This window comes from Streptomyces flaveolus (assembly GCF_000716535.1).
Taxonomy (GTDB): domain Bacteria; phylum Actinomycetota; class Actinomycetes; order Streptomycetales; family Streptomycetaceae; genus Streptomyces; species Streptomyces flaveolus_A.
The window spans coordinates 1-18,938 of sequence record NZ_JNWV01000049.1 but is presented as its reverse complement, the minus strand read 5'-3'; the positions used below and the strand labels follow the sequence as shown (position 1 = coordinate 18,938).

The following is an 18,938-nucleotide window of genomic DNA, read 5'->3' as shown; positions in this document are numbered from 1 at the left end:
CAGGACACCGGCCCCGGCCGCACCGACCCGGGTGCCACCGTTTACGCGTTCTCCGCCTGGAACATCCAGTGGTGTTTCTCCAGATCCGCGGTGATCCCGATGAACATGTCCTGGGACACCGGGTCGGGCTCCCCGGTCGCCTCCACCCGCTCCCGCATCCGGGTGATCACCGAGCCCAGCGCGTCCACCATCGCCCCGACCGCGTCCGTGTCCTTGATCCATCCGGCCGGGGTGGTCTTGATGCCGCTGCTGGAGGCCACCGTGCCGGCTCGTCCGTCGGGCGGTATGCCCAGGGCCGAGGCCCGCTCGGCCACCGTGTCCATGTGGGTGCGGGCGGAGTCGACCACCTCGTCGAGTTGGAGGTGGACGGAGCGGAAGCGCGGGCCGACGACGTTCCAGTGGATCTGCTTGGCGACCAGGGAGAGGTCCACCAGGTCGACGAGGGCGCCCTGGAGCGCCTCGGACACGGTCTTCAGGTCTCCGTCGGCCAACGGGCTCTTCACGACGTACATCCGTTTCCTCCGGTGTTCAGGCGCTGTCACGTCCCTCCCACGATGACCGCACCTCACACCACCGGCAAACGGGCGCAGATCGCTTCCAGAGCGACGAAAAGCCCCGGCCGGCTCCCCAGGTCTCCCTGGAGAAGCCGGCCGGGGCTCAAGCCGTCTCGGATCTTGACCCGCAGCGGGATCGCTTCACCCGGAACAGGGTCGAGTCACCCGCGACCGGATCGCTTCACACGCATCCGGATCGCTGCGCCGTGTCCAGGTCGTTCACCGGTATCGGAGCGTCACTCGTCTCGGATGGTCAGACCGCGTACGCGAACCTCAAGCGGCGACGACGTCCACCGCTTCCGCGGGCGCCTTGATGGTCACCCGTTCCGGTGGCACACCGGTCACCGACACGGAACCCAGCATCGGCCGGACCGGCGTGGGTACCGGTTCAGTGGCCCGGGCGGACTGGGCCAGTTCGGCGAGCGCCAGCTCGTCGCTCACCTCTCGCATGAGTTCCGACATCCGTACGTCCAGCGCGTCGCAGATGGCGGAGAGCAGTTCGGAGGAAGCCTCCTTCTGCCCCCGCTCCACCTCGGAGAGATAGCCGAGTGAGACTCGGGCGGACGAGGAGACTTCGCGCAGAGTACGGCCCTGGCGTTGGCGCTGCCGACGCAGCACGTCACCCAGCAGGCGACGGAGCAGAATCATCGGTGGCTCCCTCCTCGGACCGCGTAGCCGCATCCTTCTCGCCCCACCGTACCGCCTTGCGCCGCGGCCGTGCGGGGAGCGATGTCGTGTTCACTCAGGGCTGCAAACATCAAAACCCCCCGTTCCGTTCCGTATCCTGTGCCCGCTCATTCCCAGTCTGTTCGCCCGCAAGCTGCTCCAGGAGCACTGCGAGTACGCTCCGTACACTCTCCATACGAATTTCCGCACGGCTGCCGTTCAACCGCAGAGCCTCGACTTTTCCGCCACCGGCAGAACCGGCCCGGGCGGCAAGGGGTCCGTCGACGGCCACGAAGACCGTCCCGACGGGCTTGCCGTCCTGCGGATCGGGGCCGGCGACCCCGGTGGTCGCGATGCCCCAGTCGGCGCCCAGAACCTTGCGGACTCCGGCCGCCATCTGGCCCGCGACCTGCGGATCCACCGCTCCGCGCTGGGCCAGCAGGGTGGCGTCGACGCCCAGCAGCTCATGTTTCAGTTCGGTGGCGTAGGCGGTGATCGAGCCCCGGAACACCCGGGAGGCTCCGGGTACCCCGGTGATCTCCGCCGCTACCAGGCCACCGGTCAGCGACTCCGCGACGGCGAGGGTCTCGCCCCTCACGGTCAGTAGTCGCACCAGTTCGGTGGCCCGCGAACTCACGCTTCCGTCTCCTCCAACGCTGCGGCACGCTCGGCGATTCCCCGCCGGCGCAGCACAATGGCTTGTCTTACGTAGTCGAGGCCCGTGACGACGGTGAGGACGACCGCCGCGGCCATCACCCAGAAGCGCAGGGTGGCGAGCCACCCGGTCAGGGCCAGGACGTACATCCCGACGGCGACGCCCTGGGTGAGCGTCTTCAGTTTGCCGCCCCGGCTGGCGGGGATCACACCGTAGCGAATGACCAGAAAACGCAGCAGGGTGATGCCGAGTTCCCGGCCGAGGATGACGGCCGTCACCCACCACGGCAGATCGCCGAGGCCGGACAGACAGATGAGCGCCGCACCCATGATCGCCTTGTCGGCGATCGGATCGGCGATCTTCCCGAAGTCGGTGACCAGGTTGTAGGTGCGCGCCAGATGCCCGTCGAACAGGTCGGTGATCATGGCGATGGCGAAGGCCGCCCAGGCCAGGGAGCGCCAGGCCGGGTCATAGCCGCCGCCGGCCAGCATCAGTGCCACGAAGCCGGGCACCAGGACCAGCCGGAGCATCGTCAGCAGATTGGCGACGTTCCAGACGCTCGCCTGGTTGACGGCCGCGGCCGCGATCTTCCCGCCACGCGGGGACTTGCCGCCCTCGGGGGCCGTGGCCGCACCCGAAGCAGAACCGGAGACCTCGGACGGGTTTCCGCCGTCGGCAGCGGCGGCGGAGCCCCGGGCGCCCTGCGCACCGGAGGAGCCGCCCGCGGCGGATGCCGGGACTCCGGTCATCTGCCCGCCTCCTCACTACACGCGAGCGAGCCGGTCAGCGGCTCGGCCACCAGGTCGACGCCCTCGGTGCCGACCACCTTCGCCTCGACCATACGTCCGACGCTCAGACCCGCGCCGCTCGTGAGGAGCACCTGGCCGTCGGTCTCCGGCGCCTGGTGGGCGCCGCGGCCGTAGACGCCCTCCTCCTCGTCCACGGACTCCACCAGGACCTGGACGGTCTCGCCGACGCGCTCCTCGGCGCGCTGCGAGACGAGTTCCTCGGCGAGCCGGGAGATGTGGGCGAGGCGCTCGGCGACGACGTCCTCGTCCAGCTTGTTGTCGTACGTCGCCGCTTCCGTGCCCTCCTCGTCCGAGTACCCGAAGACGCCGATGGCGTCCAGCCGGGCGCCGGTCAGGAAGCGCTCCAGTTCGGCCAGGTCGGACTCGGTCTCACCGGGGAAGCCGACGATGAAGTTGGAGCGCACACCGGCCTCGGGGGCCTTGCTCCGGATCGTGTCGAGCAGTTCCAGGAAGCGGTCGGTGTCGCCGAAGCGGCGCATGGCGCGCAGCACGTCGGGCGCGGAGTGCTGGAAGGACAGGTCGAAGTAGGGGGCGACCTTCGGGGTGGAGGTCAGGACGTCGATCAGGCCCGGGCGCATCTCGGCCGGCTGGAGGTAGCTCACCCGGACCCGCTCGAGGCCGTCGACCTCGGCCAGCTCCGGCAGCAGGGACTCCAGCAGGCGGATGTCGCCGAGGTCCTTGCCGTAGGAGGTGTTGTTCTCGGAGACCAGCATGATCTCCTTCACGCCCTGCTCGGCCAGCCAGCGGGTCTCGTTCAGGACGTCGCTGGGGCGGCGGGAGATGAAGGAGCCGCGGAAGGAGGGGATGGCGCAGAAGGAGCAGCGCCGGTCGCAGCCCGAGGCGAGCTTGACCGAGGCGACCGGGGCACCGTCCAGACGGCGGCGCAGCGGTGCCCGGGGGCCCGAGGCGGGCGCGACGCCCTCCGGGAGGTCGGCCGGGCCGTGCCCGGGCAGCGCGACGGACGCGGCCGACTCCTGGCGTTCGGCGGGGCTGATCGGCAGCAGCTTGCGCCGGTCGCGCGGGGTGTGGGCGGCGTGGATGCCGCCGGACAGGATGGTCTGCAGGCGGTCCGAGATGTTCGTGTAGTCGTCGAATCCGAGGACACCGTCGGCTTCCGGCAGCGCCTCGGCCAGCTCCTTGCCGTACCGCTCGGCCATGCAGCCCACCGCCACGACGGCCTGGGTTCTGCCGTGGCTCTTGAGGTCGTTGGCCTCCAGCAGCGCGTCGACGGAGTCCTTCTTGGCGGCCTCCACGAAGCCACAGGTGTTGACCACGGCGACGTCGGCGTCCGCGGCGTCCTCGACGAGCTGCCAGCCGTCCGCCTCCAAACGGCCTGCGAGCTCCTCGGAATCCACCTCGTTACGAGCGCAGCCGAGAGTGACGAGTGCGACGGTACGGCGTTCAGGCATGGGCTCAAGACTACTTTGTCTCACTGACAGCCCACGTCGACGGGGTTGGCCGATTGTGGCCGACTCCGTCACACAACCGTCGCGCCGCGCCCCGCGTCAGCCCGCGACCGGGTCGCCCTTGGTGTAGGTGAGGCGCTCCACCGCGCCGGGCCGGAAGGTGTCCTCGATCTTCTTGCCGTTGACGTACAGCTCGATCGCACCGGCGTCGCCGAGGATCAGGTTGATCTTGGAGCTGTCCTGGAAGGTCTTGGACTGGCCCTTCTTCAACAGCCCGTCGAAGAGCATCCGGCCGTTGTGGTCCTTGGCCGAGATCCAGCTTCGTCCGTTGGGCGCGCTGACCTGGACGGTGACCTTGTCCTGGGGCGCGGCGGCGATGGCGCTGTCGGAGGGCTCGCCGGTCGGCGCGGCGGGCTTGTCCTTCTTGGGCGTGGGCGAGGCGGACTTGCCGGGGGTGGGCGTGAGGCCGTCGGCGACCTGCGACTTCGCGTCACCGGAGTCTCCGCCGCCCTTGAACGCGGTGAACCCGACGAACCCGATCACGACGACGATCGCGGCGACCATCGCGGCGGTCCAGTTCGGGCCGCGCCGCTCGGGCCGGATGCGCTCCGCCTCGAACAGGGGTGCGGCGGGGGTGGGCGCGGGCCGGCCGCCGTGCTCGGCGTCGTACTGGGCGATCAGCGGTTCGGGATCGAGGTGGACGGCCCTGGCCAGCGTGCGGATGTGTCCACGGGCGTACACGTCACCGCCACAGGGGGCGAAGTCGTCCGCCTCGATGGCGTGCACGATGGCGATACGGACACGAGTGGCACTGCTGACGTCGCCCACGGTGAGCCCGGCCGCGATCCGCGCCTGCTGCAGCGCGCGGCCCACAGAAGGTCGGGCTTCCTGGGACTCGTCTCGGAACGGACGCTCGTCTTCAGGGGAGTTGCCGATGGACACGGGGGCGCCTTTCGAGCGTGTAGCCACCTGTGCTGGAAGCTCAGTCTAGGGGGGGTACGAAAGGGTGGGACAACCGGACGGTAGGACATTTGTGCGCCATCGGAATGGACGGACAATCCGATGGTTCGACAGGCTGGTACCCCATGATGGGGCGCCTACCTGTCCTTTCGCTCAACTGGACGTACGACAAAGGGAAACGGTTGCCCGCCGGTGGCTAACGGGTGGGTCACGGCGGTCCCGCCACCCGGCGTAAACCGCGTCCGCCGAACGGCCCTTCGCGCCTCACCCCTCCGACTCCCCACGGATCACGGCGAGCACACCGTCCAGGTCGTCGGGCTTCACGAGGACGTCACGCGCCTTGGAGCCCTCGCTCGGCCCCACGATGTTGCGGGACTCCATGAGGTCCATGAGCCGCCCGGCCTTGGCGAAGCCGACGCGCAGCTTGCGCTGGAGCATGGACGTCGAGCCGAACTGGGTGGAGACGACCAGCTCGGCCGCCTGGCACAGCAGGTCGAGGTCGTCGCCGATGTCCTCGTCGATCTCCTTCTTCTGCTTGGTGCCCACGGTGACGTCGTCCCGGAAGACCGGCGCCATCTGCTCCTTGCAGTGCCGGACGACGGCCGCGACCTCCTCCTCGGTCACGAACGCGCCCTGCATACGCGTGGGCTTGTTCGCGCCCATCGGCAGGAACAGGCCGTCACCCTTGCCGATGAGCTTCTCGGCGCCGGGCTGGTCGAGGATGACCCGGGAGTCGGCCAGCGAGGAGGTGGCGAAGGCCAGCCGGGAGGGCACGTTGGCCTTGATCAGACCGGTGACCACGTCGACCGACGGGCGCTGGGTGGCGAGCACCAGGTGGATGCCGGCCGCGCGCGCGAGCTGCGTGATGCGCACGATCGCGTCCTCGACGTCCCGCGGGGCGACCATCATGAGGTCGGCCAGCTCGTCCACGATCACCAGCAGGTACGGGTACGGCTGCAGCTCGCGCTCGCTGCCCTCGGGCGGCTTGGCCTTGCCCTCGCGCACCGCACGGTTGAAGTCGTCGATGTGCCGGTATCCGTAGGCGGCCAGGTCGTCGTACCGCAGGTCCATCTCGCGGACCACCCACTGCAGCGCCTCGGCGGCCCGCTTGGGGTTGGTGATGATCGGCGTGATCAGGTGCGGGATGCCCTCGTAGGCGGTCAGCTCCACGCGCTTGGGGTCGACCAGGATCATCCGGACGTCCTCCGGGGTCGCCCGCATCATGACCGAGGTGATCAGGCAGTTGATGCAGGACGACTTGCCGGAGCCGGTGGCGCCGGCGACCAGCATGTGCGGCATCTTCGCCAGCGAGTGCATGACGTACCCGCCCTCGACGTCCTTGCCGAAGGCGACCAGCATCGGGTCGTCGTCCTCCGCCGACTCCGCGAGACGCAGCACGTCGCCGAGGTTGACCATCTCCCGGTCGGTGTTCGGGATCTCGATGCCGACCGCGGACTTGCCGGGGATCGGGCTGATGATCCGCACGTCGGGGCTGGCCACCGCGTACGCGATGTTCTTGGTGAGCGCGGTGATCCGCTCGACCTTCACGGCGGGGCCGAGTTCGACCTCGTAGCGGGTGACCGTCGGGCCGCGGGTGAAGCCGGTGACGCGCGCGTCGACCTTGAACTCGGTGAAGACCTGGGTGAGCGAGGCGACGACGGCGTCGTTGGCCGCGCTGCGGGCCTTGCCGGGGCCGCCGCGCTGGAGCAGGTCCAGGGAGGGCAGCGCGTAGGTGATGTCGCCGGAGAGCTGGAGCTGCTCCGCGCGCGCGGGCAGGTCGCGGGGCTCCTCCGGGGCCTTCTTGGTCAGGTCCGGGACGGAGCCGGTCGTCAGCTTCTCCTGCTTGGGACGGGCCGCCGGGACCGGCGCGGGAGCAGGAGCGGGAGCCGGTTCGGCGGCGGGCGCCGGCGCGGGCACCGGCGTGGTGTCCTCCCGCTCGCCCGCACTCACCCCCTGGGTGAGGTCGGCGACGAGCGGGGACGGCGGCATGCCGTGCAGGACGGCGCCGTCGAGCGCGGCGGCGGCCGCCGCCGCGACGTCCACGGCGTCCATCTGCCGCTGCAGGTCCGGCTGGGGCACCGCGGAACGCCTGGGGCGCCCGCGGCGCTGCGAGAGGGCCTCCTCCTCGGCGCCGTCGGGGTCGTACGTCTGCGGGGCGGCTGAGCGTCTGCGGGGGCGCGCGGGCGTCGCCTCGCCCCACTGCTCGTCGTAGTGCTCCTCCCCGAACTCGTCCTCCTCGGGGTCGCGCAGCACGCCCAGGTGCACGCCGAGCGTCCGCAGCCGCTGCGGGATGGCGTTGACCGGGGTGGCGGTCACCACGAGCAGTCCGAAGACGGTCAGCAGCACCAGCAGCGGTACGGCGAGGACGTCGGTCATGGTGTACGTCAGCGGGGTGGCCGCCGCCCAGCCGATCAGGCCGCCGGCGTCCCTTATGCCCTGCATGCCGTCGCTGCGCGCGGGCGAGCCACAGGCGATGTGGACCTGGCCGAGGACGCCGACGACGAGCGCGGACAGGCCGATCACGATCCGCCCGTTGGCCTCCGGCTGCTCCGGGTGCCGGATGAACCGTACGGCGATCACCGCGAGCAGTATCGGCACCAGCAGGTCGAGCCGGCCGAAGGCGCCGGTGACCAGGATCTCGACCAGGTCACCGACGGGCCCCCGCAGATCCGCCCAGGTACCGGCGGCGACGATCAGGGCGATGCCGAGCAGCAGCAGCGCGACGCCGTCCTTACGGTGGGCCGGGTCGAGGTTCTTCGCGCCCTGCCCTATGCCGCGGAAGACGGCGCCGACGGCGTGCGCCAGGCCGAGCCAGAGGGCGCGCACGAGCCGGTACAGGCCACCGGTCGGGCTGGGCGCCGGCTTGGCGGGCGCGGCCTTCTTCGCCGAGACCTTCTTGGCGGGCGCCCTCTTGGCCGGGGCTTTCCTCGGGGCGGCCTTCTTCGCCGGAGCCTTCGCGGGAGCCGCCGCCTTCTTGGCGGGCTGCTTCTTGGCTGCGGAGGGACGTGAGGCCATGGTGTGAGGTTACCGGGGGAGACGACAACGGACACGTGTGCCCACAGCTTCACCCGTTCGTGTCGTGCCTGCGGAGGCCCGGAACTGACGCACGCTCATCCGCGACCCGGTCGCGGCGCACGTCAGTTCCGCGCGTACGTCCGTTCCGCGTGGGCTCAGTCCTGCGTGTACGTCAGCTCTGCCGGTTCGTCAGTTCTGCGAGGGCACCGAGGCACCGGCGCCGCCCGCGCCCGGCTCCAGGGCGTCGAGGGCGCGGCGCAACCCGGTGAGTTTGCGCTCCAGATGGGCCGCCGTGGCCACCGCGGCCGCGTCCGCGGAGTCGTCGTCCAACTGCTTGGACAGCGCCTCCGCCTGCTCCTCGACGGCCGCGAGCCGCGCGGACAGCTCGGCGAGGAGCCCTGCCGACTCCTTGCCGGCGGATCCGCCCTTGCCACCGCCCTCCAACTGGAGCCGCAGCAGCGCCGCCTGCTCCCGAAGCTGGCAGTTCTTCATGTACAGCTCGACGAAGACCGAGACCTTCGCGCGCAGCACCCACGGGTCGAACGGCTTGCTGATGTAGTCCACCGCGCCCGCCGCGTACCCCCGGAAGGTGTGGTGCGGGCCGTGGTTGATCGCCGTGAGGAAGATGATCGGGATGTCCCGGGTGCGCTCGCGCCGCTTGATGTGCGCGGCGGTCTCGAACCCGTCCATGCCCGGCATCTGGACGTCCAGCAGAATGACCGCGAAATCGTCCGTGAGCAGCGCTTTGAGCGCTTCCTCCCCGCTCGATGCCCGCACCAGCGTCTGATCGAGCGCAGAGAGGATGGCCTCCAGCGCCAGCAGATTCTCCGGCCGGTCATCGACCAGGAGGATCTTGGCCTTCTGCACCATGGCCCGCCCTCCTCGCCCCGGCGGTACACCGGGCGCCGCCCCAGGGGACGACTCCCTTTCGCCGCCCGTCCTTGTGCCGGTCATCGTAGCCGCACCCCGCCTGTCGACACACCCTGTCACCGCGATGTCACTGTGCACATAGCGGAAACGCGGCGAGACCCCGTATGGTTCCCGGAATCCGGGATTCCCGCGCGTACCCGGCCTTCATCATGCAGCAACTCCCGGGGGCCGCCGGAGGTTCCCCCGGCGTTCACCGCGCACCCGTCCGATCCGCTCACCGCGGTCACTCCGCGGTCATCCACTGACGCATCACCGACAGCAGGTGATCAGGATCGACCGGCTTGGTGACATAGTCGGAAGCGCCCGACTCGATCGCCTTCTCCCGGTCGCCCTTCATCGCCTTCGCGGTGAGCGCGATGATCGGCAGCCCCGCGAACTGCGGCATCCTGCGGATCGCCGTGGTCGTCGCGTACCCGTCCATCTCGGGCATCATGATGTCCATCAGGACGACCGCCACGTCGTCGTGCTGCTCCAGCACCTCGATGCCCTCGCGGCCGTTCTCCGCGTACAGCACCGACAGGCCGTGCTGCTCCAGGACGCTGGTCAGCGCGAACACATTGCGGATGTCGTCGTCGACGATCAGCACCTTCTCGCCGCCGAACCGCACCGCGCGGCCCTGCGGCGCGCGTTCCTGCTCCGGCACCGCCGTCCACTGCTCGGACAACCGCTGCCCGTCCTCCGGCAGGCTCCGCCGCCGGCGCCTGAAGAGCGCGGCGGGGCCGTTCTGCGTCTCCCGGTACGACTTCACCTCGGCCGGCGTCTCGATCTCCACCGCGGACAGCTCCGAGGACAGATGCGCCTCCGAGGCGACCAGATCACCGGCCTCCAGCGCGGCCACCGACTGCTGGTAACCCTGCGGCGGCAGTTCGCTCGGGTGCAGCGGCAGGTAGAGCGTGAACGTCGAGCCACGCCCCGGCTCGCTCTGCGCGTGGATCTCACCGCCGAGCAGCTGCGCGATCTCCCGCGAGATCGACAGGCCGAGGCCGGTGCCGCCGTACTTGCGGCTGGTGGTGCCGTCCGCCTGCTTGAACGCCTCGAAGATCACCCGCATCTTGCTGGCCGCGATGCCGATACCGGTGTCGGTCACCGAGAACGCGATCAGCTCGCCGCCCGGATCACGCAGGGAACCGGCCTCCAGCAGCTGCTCCCGGATGGACTGGGGCACGCTCGCGCCGGCGGGCCGGATCACCAGCTCCACCGATCCGGAGTCGGTGAACTTCACCGCGTTGGACAGCAGGTTGCGCAGCACCTGCAGCAGCCGCTGCTCGTCGGTGTGCAGGGTCGCCGGCAGCTCCGGCGAGACCCGTACGGACAGGTCCAGGCCCTTCTCCGCGGTCAGCGGCCGGAAAGTGGCCTCCACGTAGTCCACGAGCTGGACGAGCGCGATCCGCGTCGGGGAGACGTCCATCTTGCCCGCCTCGACCTTCGACAGGTCGAGGATGTCGTTGATCAGCTGGAGCAGGTCGGAGCCCGCGCCGTGAATGGTCTCGGCGAACTCGACCTGCTTGGGCGAGAGGTTGCCCTCGGCGTTGTCGGCGAGCAGCTTCGCCAGGATCAGCAGCGAGTTGAGCGGGGTGCGCAGCTCGTGCGACATGTTGGCGAGGAACTCGCTCTTGTAGCGCATCGAGACCGCGAGCTGCTCGGCACGCTCCTCCAGGACCTGCCGGGCCTCCTCGATCTCGGTGTTCTTCACCTCGATGTCCCGGTTCTGCCGGGCCAGCAGCTCGGCCTTCTCCTCCAGTTCGGCGTTGGAGGCCTGCAGCGCCTTCTGCCGGTTCTCCAGCTCGGCCGACCGCTCCCGCAGCTGCTCGGTCAGCTCCTGCGACTGCTTCAGCAACTGCTCGGTCTTGGTGTTGACCGAGATGGTGTTGACGCTGGTGGCGATCATCTCGGCGATCTGGTTGAGGAAGTCCTTCTGGATCTGCGTGAAGGGCGTGAAGGACGCCAGCTCGATCACACCGAGCACCTTGCCCTCGAACAGCACCGGCAACACGATGACCTGCGCGGGCGGCGCCTCGCCGAGCCCGGAGGAGATCCTCAGATAGCCGCTCGGCGCGTCCGAGACCAGGATCGTGCGCTTCTCCTGCGCGGCCGTGCCGACCAGCGCCTCACCGGGCCGGAACGACGTCGGCATGGAGCCCATCGAGTAGCCGTACGAGCCGAGCATCCGCAGCTCGTAGTCGTCCTCGCCGTTGCCGACGCCCTTGCCCTCCATGAGCGGCATCGCCACGAAGAACGCGCCGTGCTGCGCGGACACCACCGGCGTCAGCTCGCTCATGATCAGCGACGCCACGTCCTCCAGGTCCCGGCGGCCCTGCATGAGCGCCGAGATCCGGGCCAGGTTGCCCTTGAGCCAGTCCTGCTCCTTGTTGGCGATCGTCGTGTCGCGCAGGTTGGCGATCATCTTGTTGATGTAGTCCTGGAGCTCCTGGATCTCGCCGGACGCGTCCACGTCGATCTTCAGGTTCAGGTCGCCGCGGGTCACCGCGGTCGCCACGCGCGCGATGGCCCGCACCTGCCGGGTCAGGTTCCCGGCCATCTCGTTCACGGACTCGGTGAGGTCCCGCCAGGTGCCGTCGACGTCACGCACGCGTGCCTGACCGCCCAGCTGTCCTTCCGTACCCACCTCACGGGCCACCCGGGTGACCTCCTCGGCGAAGCTGGACAGCTGGTCGACCATCGTGTTGATCGTCGTCTTCAGCTCGAGGATCTCGCCGCGGGCGTCAATGTCGATCTTCTTCGTCAGGTCACCCTTGGCGATGGCCGTGGTGACCATGGCGATGTTGCGCACCTGCCCGGTCAGGTTGGACGCCATCTGGTTCACCGACTCGGTGAGGTCCTTCCAGGTGCCGGCCACCCCCGGCACGTGCGCCTGGCCGCCCAGGATTCCGTCCGTGCCCACCTCGCGGGCCACCTTGGTGACCTGGTCGGCGAACGAACTCAGCGTCTTCACCATGGTGTTGATGGTGTCGGCGAGCTGCGCGACCTCACCGCGCGCCTCGATCGTCACCTGCCGCGTCAGGTCACCATTGGCGACGGCCGCGGCCACCTGGGAGATGTTCCGCACCTGCATGGTCAGGTTGTTGGCCATCAGGTTGACGTTGTTGCTGAGGTCCTTCCAGATGCCCGTGACACCCGGTACGTGCGCCTGGCCGCCCAGGATGCCCTCCGTGCCCACCTCACGGGCCACCCGGGTCACCTGCTCGGCGAAGCTGGAGAGCTGGTCGACCATCGTGTTGACCGTCGTGACGAGCTCGAGGATCTCGCCCTTCGCGTCGACAGTGATCTTCTTCGACAGGTCACCCTTGGCGACCGCGGTGGTCACCTCGGCGATGTTGCGCACCTGGATCGTCAGGTTGTTCGCCATGAAGTTCACCGACTGCGTGAGGTCCTTCCAGGTGCCGGAGACACCCTGCACCTCGGCCTGACCGCCGAGGATGCCCTCCGTACCCACCTCACGGGCCACCCGCGTGACCTCCTGGGCGAACGACGACAGCTGGTCCACCATCGTGTTCAGGGTGTTCTTCAGCTCCAGGATCTCCCCGCGCGCGTCCACGGTGATCTTCTGGGACAGGTCACCGCGCGCCACGGCGGTGGCGACCTGCGCGATGTTGCGCACCTGGGCCGTGAGGTTGCCGGCCATGCCGTTCACGGAGTCGGTCAGGTCACGCCACACACCGGCCACACCGGGCACCTGCGCCTGCCCGCCCAGGCGGCCCTCCGTACCCACGTCCCGCGCGACCCGGGTCACCTGGTCGGCGAAGGCGGACAGCTGATCGACCATCGTGTTGATCGTGTTCTTCAGCTCGAGGATCTCGCCCCGCGCGTCGACGTCGATCTTCTGGGACAGGTCACCGCGCGCCACGGCCGTCGTCACCTGGGCGATCTGCCGCACCTGGGACGTCAGGTTGCCGGCCATGAAGTTGACGGAGTCCGTCAACTCCTTCCACGTACCGGAGACGCCGTCCACCCGGGCCTGACCGCCCAGCCGGCCCTCCGTACCCACGTCCCGGGCCATCCGCGTGACCTGGTCGGCGAAGCTCGACAGCTGGTCCACCATCGTGTTCACGGTGTTCTTCAGCTGGAGCATCTCGCCGGACACGTCCACGGTGACCTTCTGCGAAAGGTCTCCGTTGGCCACCGCCGTGGTCACCTGGGCGATGTTGCGCACCTGCCCGGTGAGGTTGCGGAACGCGGTGTTGACGGAGTCCGTCAGGTCCTTCCACGTGCCGGCCGCGCCCGGCACCTGCGCCTGGCCGCCCAGCTCACCCTCGACACCGATCTCCCGCGCGACCCGCGTCACCTCGGCACCGAACGCCGACAGCTGGTCCACCATGCCGTTGACGGTGTTCTTCAGCTCCAGCATCTCGCCGGCCACGTCCACCGTGACCTTCTGCGACAGGTCACCGCTGGCCACCGCCGTCGTCACGGCGGCGATGTCCCGCACCTGCGTGGTCAGGTTCCGGAAGACCGTGTTGACGGAGTCCGTGAGGTCCTTCCACGTGCCCGCCGCGCCCGGCACGTTCGCCTGCCCGCCGAGCCGCCCCTCCGCGCCGACCTCGTTCGCCACCCGCGTGACCTCGTCCGCGAAGATCCGCAGCGTCTCGGTCATCTGGTTGATCGTCTCGGCGAGCTGCGCCACCTCACCGCGCGCCGGCACCGTCACCTTCTGCGACAGGTCACCGTTGGCGACAGCGGTCGTCACCTGAGAGATCCCACGCACCTGCGCGGTCAGGTTGCCCGCCATCGTGTTGACGGAGTCCGTCAGCTCCTTCCACACGCCGGCCACCTCGGGCACCTGCGCCCGGCCGCCCAGGATGCCCTCGGTGCCCACCTCCCGGGCCACCCGCGTGACCTCGGACGAGAACGCCGAAAGCTGGTCCACCATCGTGTTGACGGTGTTCTTCAGCTCCAGCATCTCGCCGGCGACATGGACGGTCACCTTCCGCGACAGGTCGCCCTTGGCGACCGCCGTGGTCACCAGGGCGATGTCCCGCACCTGAGCGGTCAACCGGTCCGCCATGGTGTTGACGGACTCGGTCAGGTCCTTCCACGAACCGGACATACCGCGCACCCGGGCCTGGCCGCCGAGCTTGCCCTCGGTACCGACCTCGCTGGCCACGCGCGTGACCTCGTCCGTGAACGTCGACAACTGGTCGACCAGGTTGTTGACGGTCCGGCCGACCTTCAGGAACTCGCCCCGCAGCGGATGCCCCGTAGCGCCGTCCGGCGCCTGCGTCCGCAGCTCCATCCGCGGCGACAGATCGCCCTCGGCGACCGCCGTGAGCACGCGGCCGACCTCGGAGACCGGCCAGACCAGGTCGTCCACCAGCGCGTTGGAGTTGTCGATGGCCGTGGCCCAGGAGCCCTCACAGGCTCCCGTCTCCAGCCGCTCCGTGAGTTTTCCCTCACGCCCCACCATGCGCCGCACCCGCGACAGCTCACCGGTCAGATGCAGATTCCGGTCGGCCACCTCGTTGAAGACGGCCGCGATCTCCGACATCACGCCGTCCCCGGAGACCGTGAGCCGCTTGCGGAAGTTCCCGTCCCGCATCGCCAGGAGAGCCGCCAGCAACCGGTTCAGGGCAGCCGTGTCCACCGTGGTGGTGCCGCCGCTCCTGCCCAGGGACGGTTCGCCTTTCGCGCGCGTCCTCGTGCCTCGCGTCGCCGCGCCAGACTCCACTGTGTCCCTCCCGGAGGGGTAGACCGTTACTGCTGTGCTCGGCCGCGTCGGCCCCGGCCTGCCGGTCATCGGCATACCGGTTACTTCCGCGTACCGGTTACTGCTGCGTATTTCTGCCAGACGAGATCCGGCCACACCAGGGGCTGCTGCCCGCCGTACACGCAACACACGCAGCCCGACCCGACCTTCATCAGAAGCTTGCCCAGTGTTTCACCCCGGCCGAACCCGGCCATAACAGTTCGGCAGCTTCGCACATCGTCCGCACACCCTGGGGGCGTAAACACCGGCGACCGGCATCCGCTCGGACCGCGAAGGTAAGTAACCTTGCATGCGGCTGTCCAGCCGCACCGGTCCGACCGGTCTGGGCGGTGGCACGAGTACGAGCGGGCATCGGAGGGGCGGCCGGACACCATGACCACCGGACTGATCCCCGGGGGACAGCCCCCGGAGCCACAGCCGACGGGCGAGCTGATGCCGCAGCAGCGGAGCGAGCCGGCCGGCCACGCAGCCCTGCATGTCGACAACCGGCCGAGGAGTTCTGTGATCACCGCGCGCGCGGCTGCCAGTTTCGAGCCCGTCGGACGATCGGTCGCGACCGCCCGGTCCTTCGTCCGCGACACCCTCCAGGGCTGGGGGTTCGCCGACATCGTCGACGACGCGGTCGTCCTCACCAGCGAGTTGGTGACCAACGCCGTCGTCCACGCGGGCACGCACGCGGAGGTGCTGTGCCTGCGCACCGAGGACGGCGTGCGCATCGAGGTCTCCGACCGCTACCCGGAGCGCGAGGTCCCCCTCCAGAGCTCCGCCGTCGCCATGAGCAGCCCCGACCGCGAAGGCGGCCGCGGCCTCCAGCTCTGCGCGGCCCTGGCCGCCCGCTGGGGCGTGGACTACACCCCCACCCACAAGAACGTCTGGTTCCACCTCCACCTCCCCGAACGCCCGGTCGGCACCCGCACCGCCGGCCCGGCCCTGCCCGCCGACCTCCTCCCGCTGGCCGACGGCCGGGTCCGCGTCGCCGTCCTCCAGGTCGACCGGAAGGGCAACGTCAGCGCCTGGAACGAGGACGCCGAGGAGCTGTTCGGCTACCCGGCGTCCGAGGTCATCGGCAAGCCCCTCACCGACCTGGCCGCCTGGCCGCACACCCCGGGCACCGGCACCGGCATCGCCGAGGCCCTCCAGCTCTCCCGCTGGGAGGGCACCTACGGCATCCGCGGCACCGACGGCCGCGTGGCCCAGGTGTACGCCTCCCACCTCCGGGTCCGCGACACCGGCGGCGAACCCTCCACCGTCTGCCTCCTCGTCCGCGACCACGAGCGCGCCGTCCTGCAGACCCCGTCCCGCGTCCCGGCCACCGACCCGGCCCCGTCCGCCGACGGGCAGAACACCGACCCCTTCGAGGTGTTCATCGGCTCCCCCGCCCCGGACGACCTCGACGGCCTCCTCCAGCGCACGGTGGAACGCGCCCGCGACATGCTCGACGGCGACTCCGCGTTCCTCCTGCTCGCCACCGACGACGAGACGGAACTGGAGGTCCGCGCCTCCACCGGCCTGCCCTCCGCCCGCCAGCGCTTCGCGCGCGTACCCGTCGAAGCGGGCCCCGGCCGCTACGGCTCCGCCCGCATGCCCGCCGTCCACGACGACCTCGCCGCCGTCCCCGGTGCCGTACCGCTGCTCGCCGGAACCGGCATGCGCTCCGTCGTCACCGTCCCGCTCAAGGTCGAGGGCCGCCTCACCGGCTCCCTCGGCGTCGCGGCGGAGGCACCCGGCCGGTACACCAACGAGGAGGCGCTGCGCCTGCAGTTCGCCGCCGACCGCATCGCCCTGGCCGTCGAGTCGGCCCGCCTCGGCGAACTGGAACGGCTGCGCCGCGGCTCCCTGAGCTTCCTGGTCGAGGCCTCCGACCTGCTGGCCGGAACCCTGGACCGCGACCAGACCCTCGCCCTGATGGCCCAGATGACGGTCCCGACCCTGGCCACCTGGTGCGCGGTCTACACGATCGCCGACCAGGCCTCCGAGCCCTACCTGTCGTACGTCCTGCACGAGGACGAGGAACTCATCGACGGCATCAAGTCGTTGCTGTCGAAGGTCCCCCCGCCGGACCCGGTGCCGACGCCCGGCGCCCGCGTGTGGACGGCCCCCGGCGAGGTCGCCCACCAGGCCGCCCTGCGCACCTCCATGCGCAGCCTGGGCCTGGCCGGCGGCCCCACGCACCAGATCGCCTCCGGCATCGGCCCGACGCTCGCGACGGCCTCCGCGGTCGGCGGTGAGACGGTCGTCCTGCCGCTCGTCGCCCGCAACCGGGTCATCGGCATGCTGACCCTCGGCAAGCCCACCGACGAGCACTTCCGCCAGGAAATCCTGGAACTCGCCGAGGACTTGAGCCGCCGGGCCGCCCTCGCCCTGGACAACGCCCGCCTGTACTCGGAGCGCACGGCCATCAGCCAGTCCCTCCAGCGCAGCCTGCTCCCGCCGGGCCTGCCGCAGATCGACGGCGTCGAGGTCGAGGTCATCTACCGCGCGGCCGGCGAGGGCAACGAGGTCGGCGGCGACTTCTACGACCTCTTCCCCATCGGCGACGGCGCCTACGGCTTCGCGATCGGGGACGTCTGCGGTACGGGCCCCAACGCGGCGGCGGTCACCGGCCTGGCCCGGCACGCCCTGCGCCTGCTGGCCCGCGAGGGCCTGTCCGGCCCGGCCGTGCTGGAGCGCCTGAACTCCGCGATCCTCGACGAGGGCGACCGCAGCCGCTTCCTGACCCTCCTCTACGGCGAGATGCGCCCGCAGGAGGACGGCAGCGCCGAACTGAAGGTGGTCTGCGCCGGCCACCCGCTCCCGCTGCGCCTGCGCCAGGACGGCACGGTGCTCGCCGCGGCTGAACCGCAGCCGCTGCTGGGCGTCATCGAGGACCTGGAGCTGTACGAGGAGACGGTCACCCTCGACCCGGGTGACGTGCTGCTCTGCGTCACGGACGGCGTGACCGAACGCCGGGAGGGCTCGCGCATGCTGGGCGACGACGGCCTCGCCGACGTCCTCACGACGTGCACGGGTCTGACGGCGGGCGCGGTCGCGGCACGCATCATGCGCGCGGTGGAGCGGTTCGCCTCCGACGCTCCGTCCGACGACATGGCGATTCTGGCGATGCGGGTCCCGGGAATCCACAAGGACGCCTGAGGGAGCACGAAAAGGCCCCACCCGTAAGGGTGGGGCCTTTTTTCTGGAGCCCCCAAACGGAATCGAACCGTTGACCTTCTCCTTACCATGGAGACGCTCTGCCGACTGAGCTATAGGGGCCTGTCGTTTTCGAGGTTTCCCTCGCGGCGACGAAGAAACTGTACCCCGAGCAGGCCCGAGTTCCCAAATTCGTACGGTGCCCGGTCAGAGCCCGGTCAGAAGGCGGGCTGAAGCAGACCGCCCAGGGCGTTGCAGGCGGACACGATGCGGTGCATCTCCCGCTTGGTGAGCGCGGCGTCCACGGGCAGCGCGAGCGTTTCGTCGGCGGCGAGCTCGGTCTGCGGCAACGACATGCACCGACGGAACTCCGGCAGCCGGTGCACGGGCGTCTTCACCGGCACCCGGCACTCGACTCCCTTGGCCCGCACGGCCCGCGCGAAGGCGTCCCGGTCCGGCCGGCCGTTCCCCGGTACCCGCACGACGTACTGCTGATAGGTGTGCCCGTCCCCGCCGTCCGGCGTCCGTACGCCCTTCAACTTGGCGTCGAGATAGGCGGCCCGCTGCCTGCGCTGCGCTATCTCGTCGTACGGCGCCTCGGACTCGCCCTGCTCCAGCACCAGCAGCCCGTGCCGCTGCCCGAGCGCGTGCAACCGCCCGATGTCGGCCCGCCGTCCGAAGCGGTGGACGACAACCACCGCGGCGGTACGGGCGGTTACGGCCGCCTCGACCGCGTCCGGGTCGAGGCAGTAGGTCACGGGATCTATGTCCGCGAACACCGGGAGCGCGCCCGCCAGCGTCACGGCCTCGGCGACCTCGACGTTCCCGAAGGCCGGTACGACGACCTCGTCACCGACTCCGACGCCGGCGGCCCTGAGCATTGCTGCAGTTCCCATGTCTGGGATGCTGGGCTCGCAACGTGAACGACACGTTACGCACAACGGAAAAAGGCCGGACCCTGAACCGAAATTCAGGATCCGACCTTTTCAAAATTTGTTCGGCGGCGTCCTACTCTCCCACAGGGTCCCCCCTGCAGTACCATCGGCGCTGTGAGGCTTAGCTTCCGGGTTCGGAATGTAACCGGGCGTTTCC

Annotated in this window: 11 protein-coding genes, 1 tRNA gene and 1 rRNA gene; 1 reads left to right on the top strand and 12 read right to left on the bottom strand. The window is 70.0% G+C overall.

Annotated features, from left to right (window positions below):
• Positions 1 to 41: 41 nt before the first annotated feature.
• From OO52_RS39730 to OO52_RS39690, 9 genes are all read right to left on the bottom strand, one after another.
• Positions 42 to 512 carry a Dps family protein gene (locus OO52_RS39730; RefSeq protein ID WP_030655976.1) on the bottom strand — a complete coding sequence of 157 codons (471 nt, stop codon included), beginning with the start codon at positions 510 to 512 and terminating at the stop codon, positions 42 to 44.
• Positions 513 to 827: 315 nt separating this feature from the next.
• Positions 828 to 1,202, bottom strand: coding sequence for a helix-turn-helix domain-containing protein (locus tag OO52_RS39725; protein ID WP_030655977.1), 375 nt, complete (start codon positions 1,200 to 1,202; stop codon positions 828 to 830).
• Between the two features lie 109 nt (positions 1,203 to 1,311).
• Positions 1,312 to 1,857 (bottom strand): CinA family protein, encoded by a 546-nt coding sequence (locus tag OO52_RS39720; RefSeq protein WP_030655979.1) that lies wholly within the window; start codon positions 1,855 to 1,857, stop codon positions 1,312 to 1,314.
• On the bottom strand, positions 1,854 to 2,624 hold the full coding sequence (gene pgsA, locus OO52_RS39715) for a CDP-diacylglycerol--glycerol-3-phosphate 3-phosphatidyltransferase (RefSeq protein ID WP_030655982.1): 771 nt from the start codon (positions 2,622 to 2,624) through the stop codon (positions 1,854 to 1,856). Before pgsA ends, OO52_RS39720 begins: the two co-directional genes overlap by 4 nt.
• Entirely contained in the window at positions 2,621 to 4,093 is a 1,473-nt protein-coding gene (gene rimO / locus OO52_RS39710; RefSeq protein ID WP_078877414.1) for a 30S ribosomal protein S12 methylthiotransferase RimO, read from the bottom strand. The genes pgsA and rimO overlap by 4 nt, the downstream gene beginning before the upstream one ends.
• 96 nt (positions 4,094 to 4,189) lie before the next feature.
• Entirely contained in the window at positions 4,190 to 5,032 is an 843-nt protein-coding gene (locus OO52_RS39705; RefSeq protein ID WP_030655987.1) for a helix-turn-helix domain-containing protein, read from the bottom strand.
• Positions 5,033 to 5,314: 282 nt separating this feature from the next.
• Complete coding sequence (locus OO52_RS39700) at positions 5,315 to 8,065, bottom strand: DNA translocase FtsK (RefSeq protein ID WP_030655990.1); 2,751 nt, start codon at positions 8,063 to 8,065, stop codon at positions 5,315 to 5,317.
• A 189-nt stretch (positions 8,066 to 8,254) separates the two neighbouring features.
• Positions 8,255 to 8,935 (bottom strand): response regulator, encoded by a 681-nt coding sequence (locus OO52_RS39695; RefSeq protein ID WP_030940050.1) that lies wholly within the window; start codon positions 8,933 to 8,935, stop codon positions 8,255 to 8,257.
• A gap of 283 nt (positions 8,936 to 9,218) precedes the next feature.
• Positions 9,219 to 14,678 (bottom strand): HAMP domain-containing protein, encoded by a 5,460-nt coding sequence (locus OO52_RS39690; protein WP_106972149.1) that lies wholly within the window; start codon positions 14,676 to 14,678, stop codon positions 9,219 to 9,221.
• A gap of 411 nt (positions 14,679 to 15,089) precedes the next feature.
• Here OO52_RS39690 and OO52_RS39685 point away from each other — a divergent pair, with 411 nt between their 5' ends.
• Positions 15,090 to 17,849: a SpoIIE family protein phosphatase gene (locus tag OO52_RS39685; protein ID WP_037630742.1), complete on the top strand. Its 2,760-nt coding sequence runs from the start codon at positions 15,090 to 15,092 to the stop codon at positions 17,847 to 17,849.
• Between the two features lie 44 nt (positions 17,850 to 17,893).
• Here the strand turns inward: OO52_RS39685 and OO52_RS39680 are convergent.
• From OO52_RS39680 to rrf, 3 genes are all read right to left on the bottom strand, one after another.
• Positions 17,894 to 17,969: transfer RNA gene (locus tag OO52_RS39680), tRNA-Thr, on the bottom strand.
• 95 nt (positions 17,970 to 18,064) lie between these two features.
• Positions 18,065 to 18,727: a DegT/DnrJ/EryC1/StrS family aminotransferase gene (locus OO52_RS39675; protein WP_030655997.1), complete on the bottom strand. Its 663-nt coding sequence runs from the start codon at positions 18,725 to 18,727 to the stop codon at positions 18,065 to 18,067.
• A 114-nt stretch (positions 18,728 to 18,841) separates the two neighbouring features.
• Positions 18,842 to 18,938 (bottom strand): 5S ribosomal RNA (rrf, locus tag OO52_RS46290); the annotation flags it as partial.

Excerpts from the sequence above, each read along its gene's own strand:
- OO52_RS39730 (WP_030655976.1), bottom strand. The coding sequence starts at position 512 with ATGTACGTCGTGAAGAGCCCGTTGGCCGACGGAGACCTGAAGACCGTG.
- OO52_RS39725 (WP_030655977.1), bottom strand. The coding sequence starts at position 1,202 with ATGATTCTGCTCCGTCGCCTGCTGGGTGACGTGCTGCGTCGGCAGCGC.
- pgsA (WP_030655982.1), bottom strand. The coding sequence starts at position 2,624 with ATGACCGGAGTCCCGGCATCCGCCGCGGGCGGCTCCTCCGGTGCGCAG.
- rimO (WP_078877414.1), bottom strand. The coding sequence starts at position 4,093 with ATGCCTGAACGCCGTACCGTCGCACTCGTCACTCTCGGCTGCGCTCGT.
- OO52_RS39700 (WP_030655990.1), bottom strand. The coding sequence starts at position 8,065 with ATGGCCTCACGTCCCTCCGCAGCCAAGAAGCAGCCCGCCAAGAAGGCG.
- OO52_RS39695 (WP_030940050.1), bottom strand. The coding sequence starts at position 8,935 with ATGGTGCAGAAGGCCAAGATCCTCCTGGTCGATGACCGGCCGGAGAAT.
- OO52_RS39685 (WP_037630742.1), top strand. The coding sequence starts at position 15,090 with ATGACCACCGGACTGATCCCCGGGGGACAGCCCCCGGAGCCACAGCCG.
- OO52_RS39675 (WP_030655997.1), bottom strand. The coding sequence starts at position 18,727 with ATGCTCAGGGCCGCCGGCGTCGGAGTCGGTGACGAGGTCGTCGTACCG.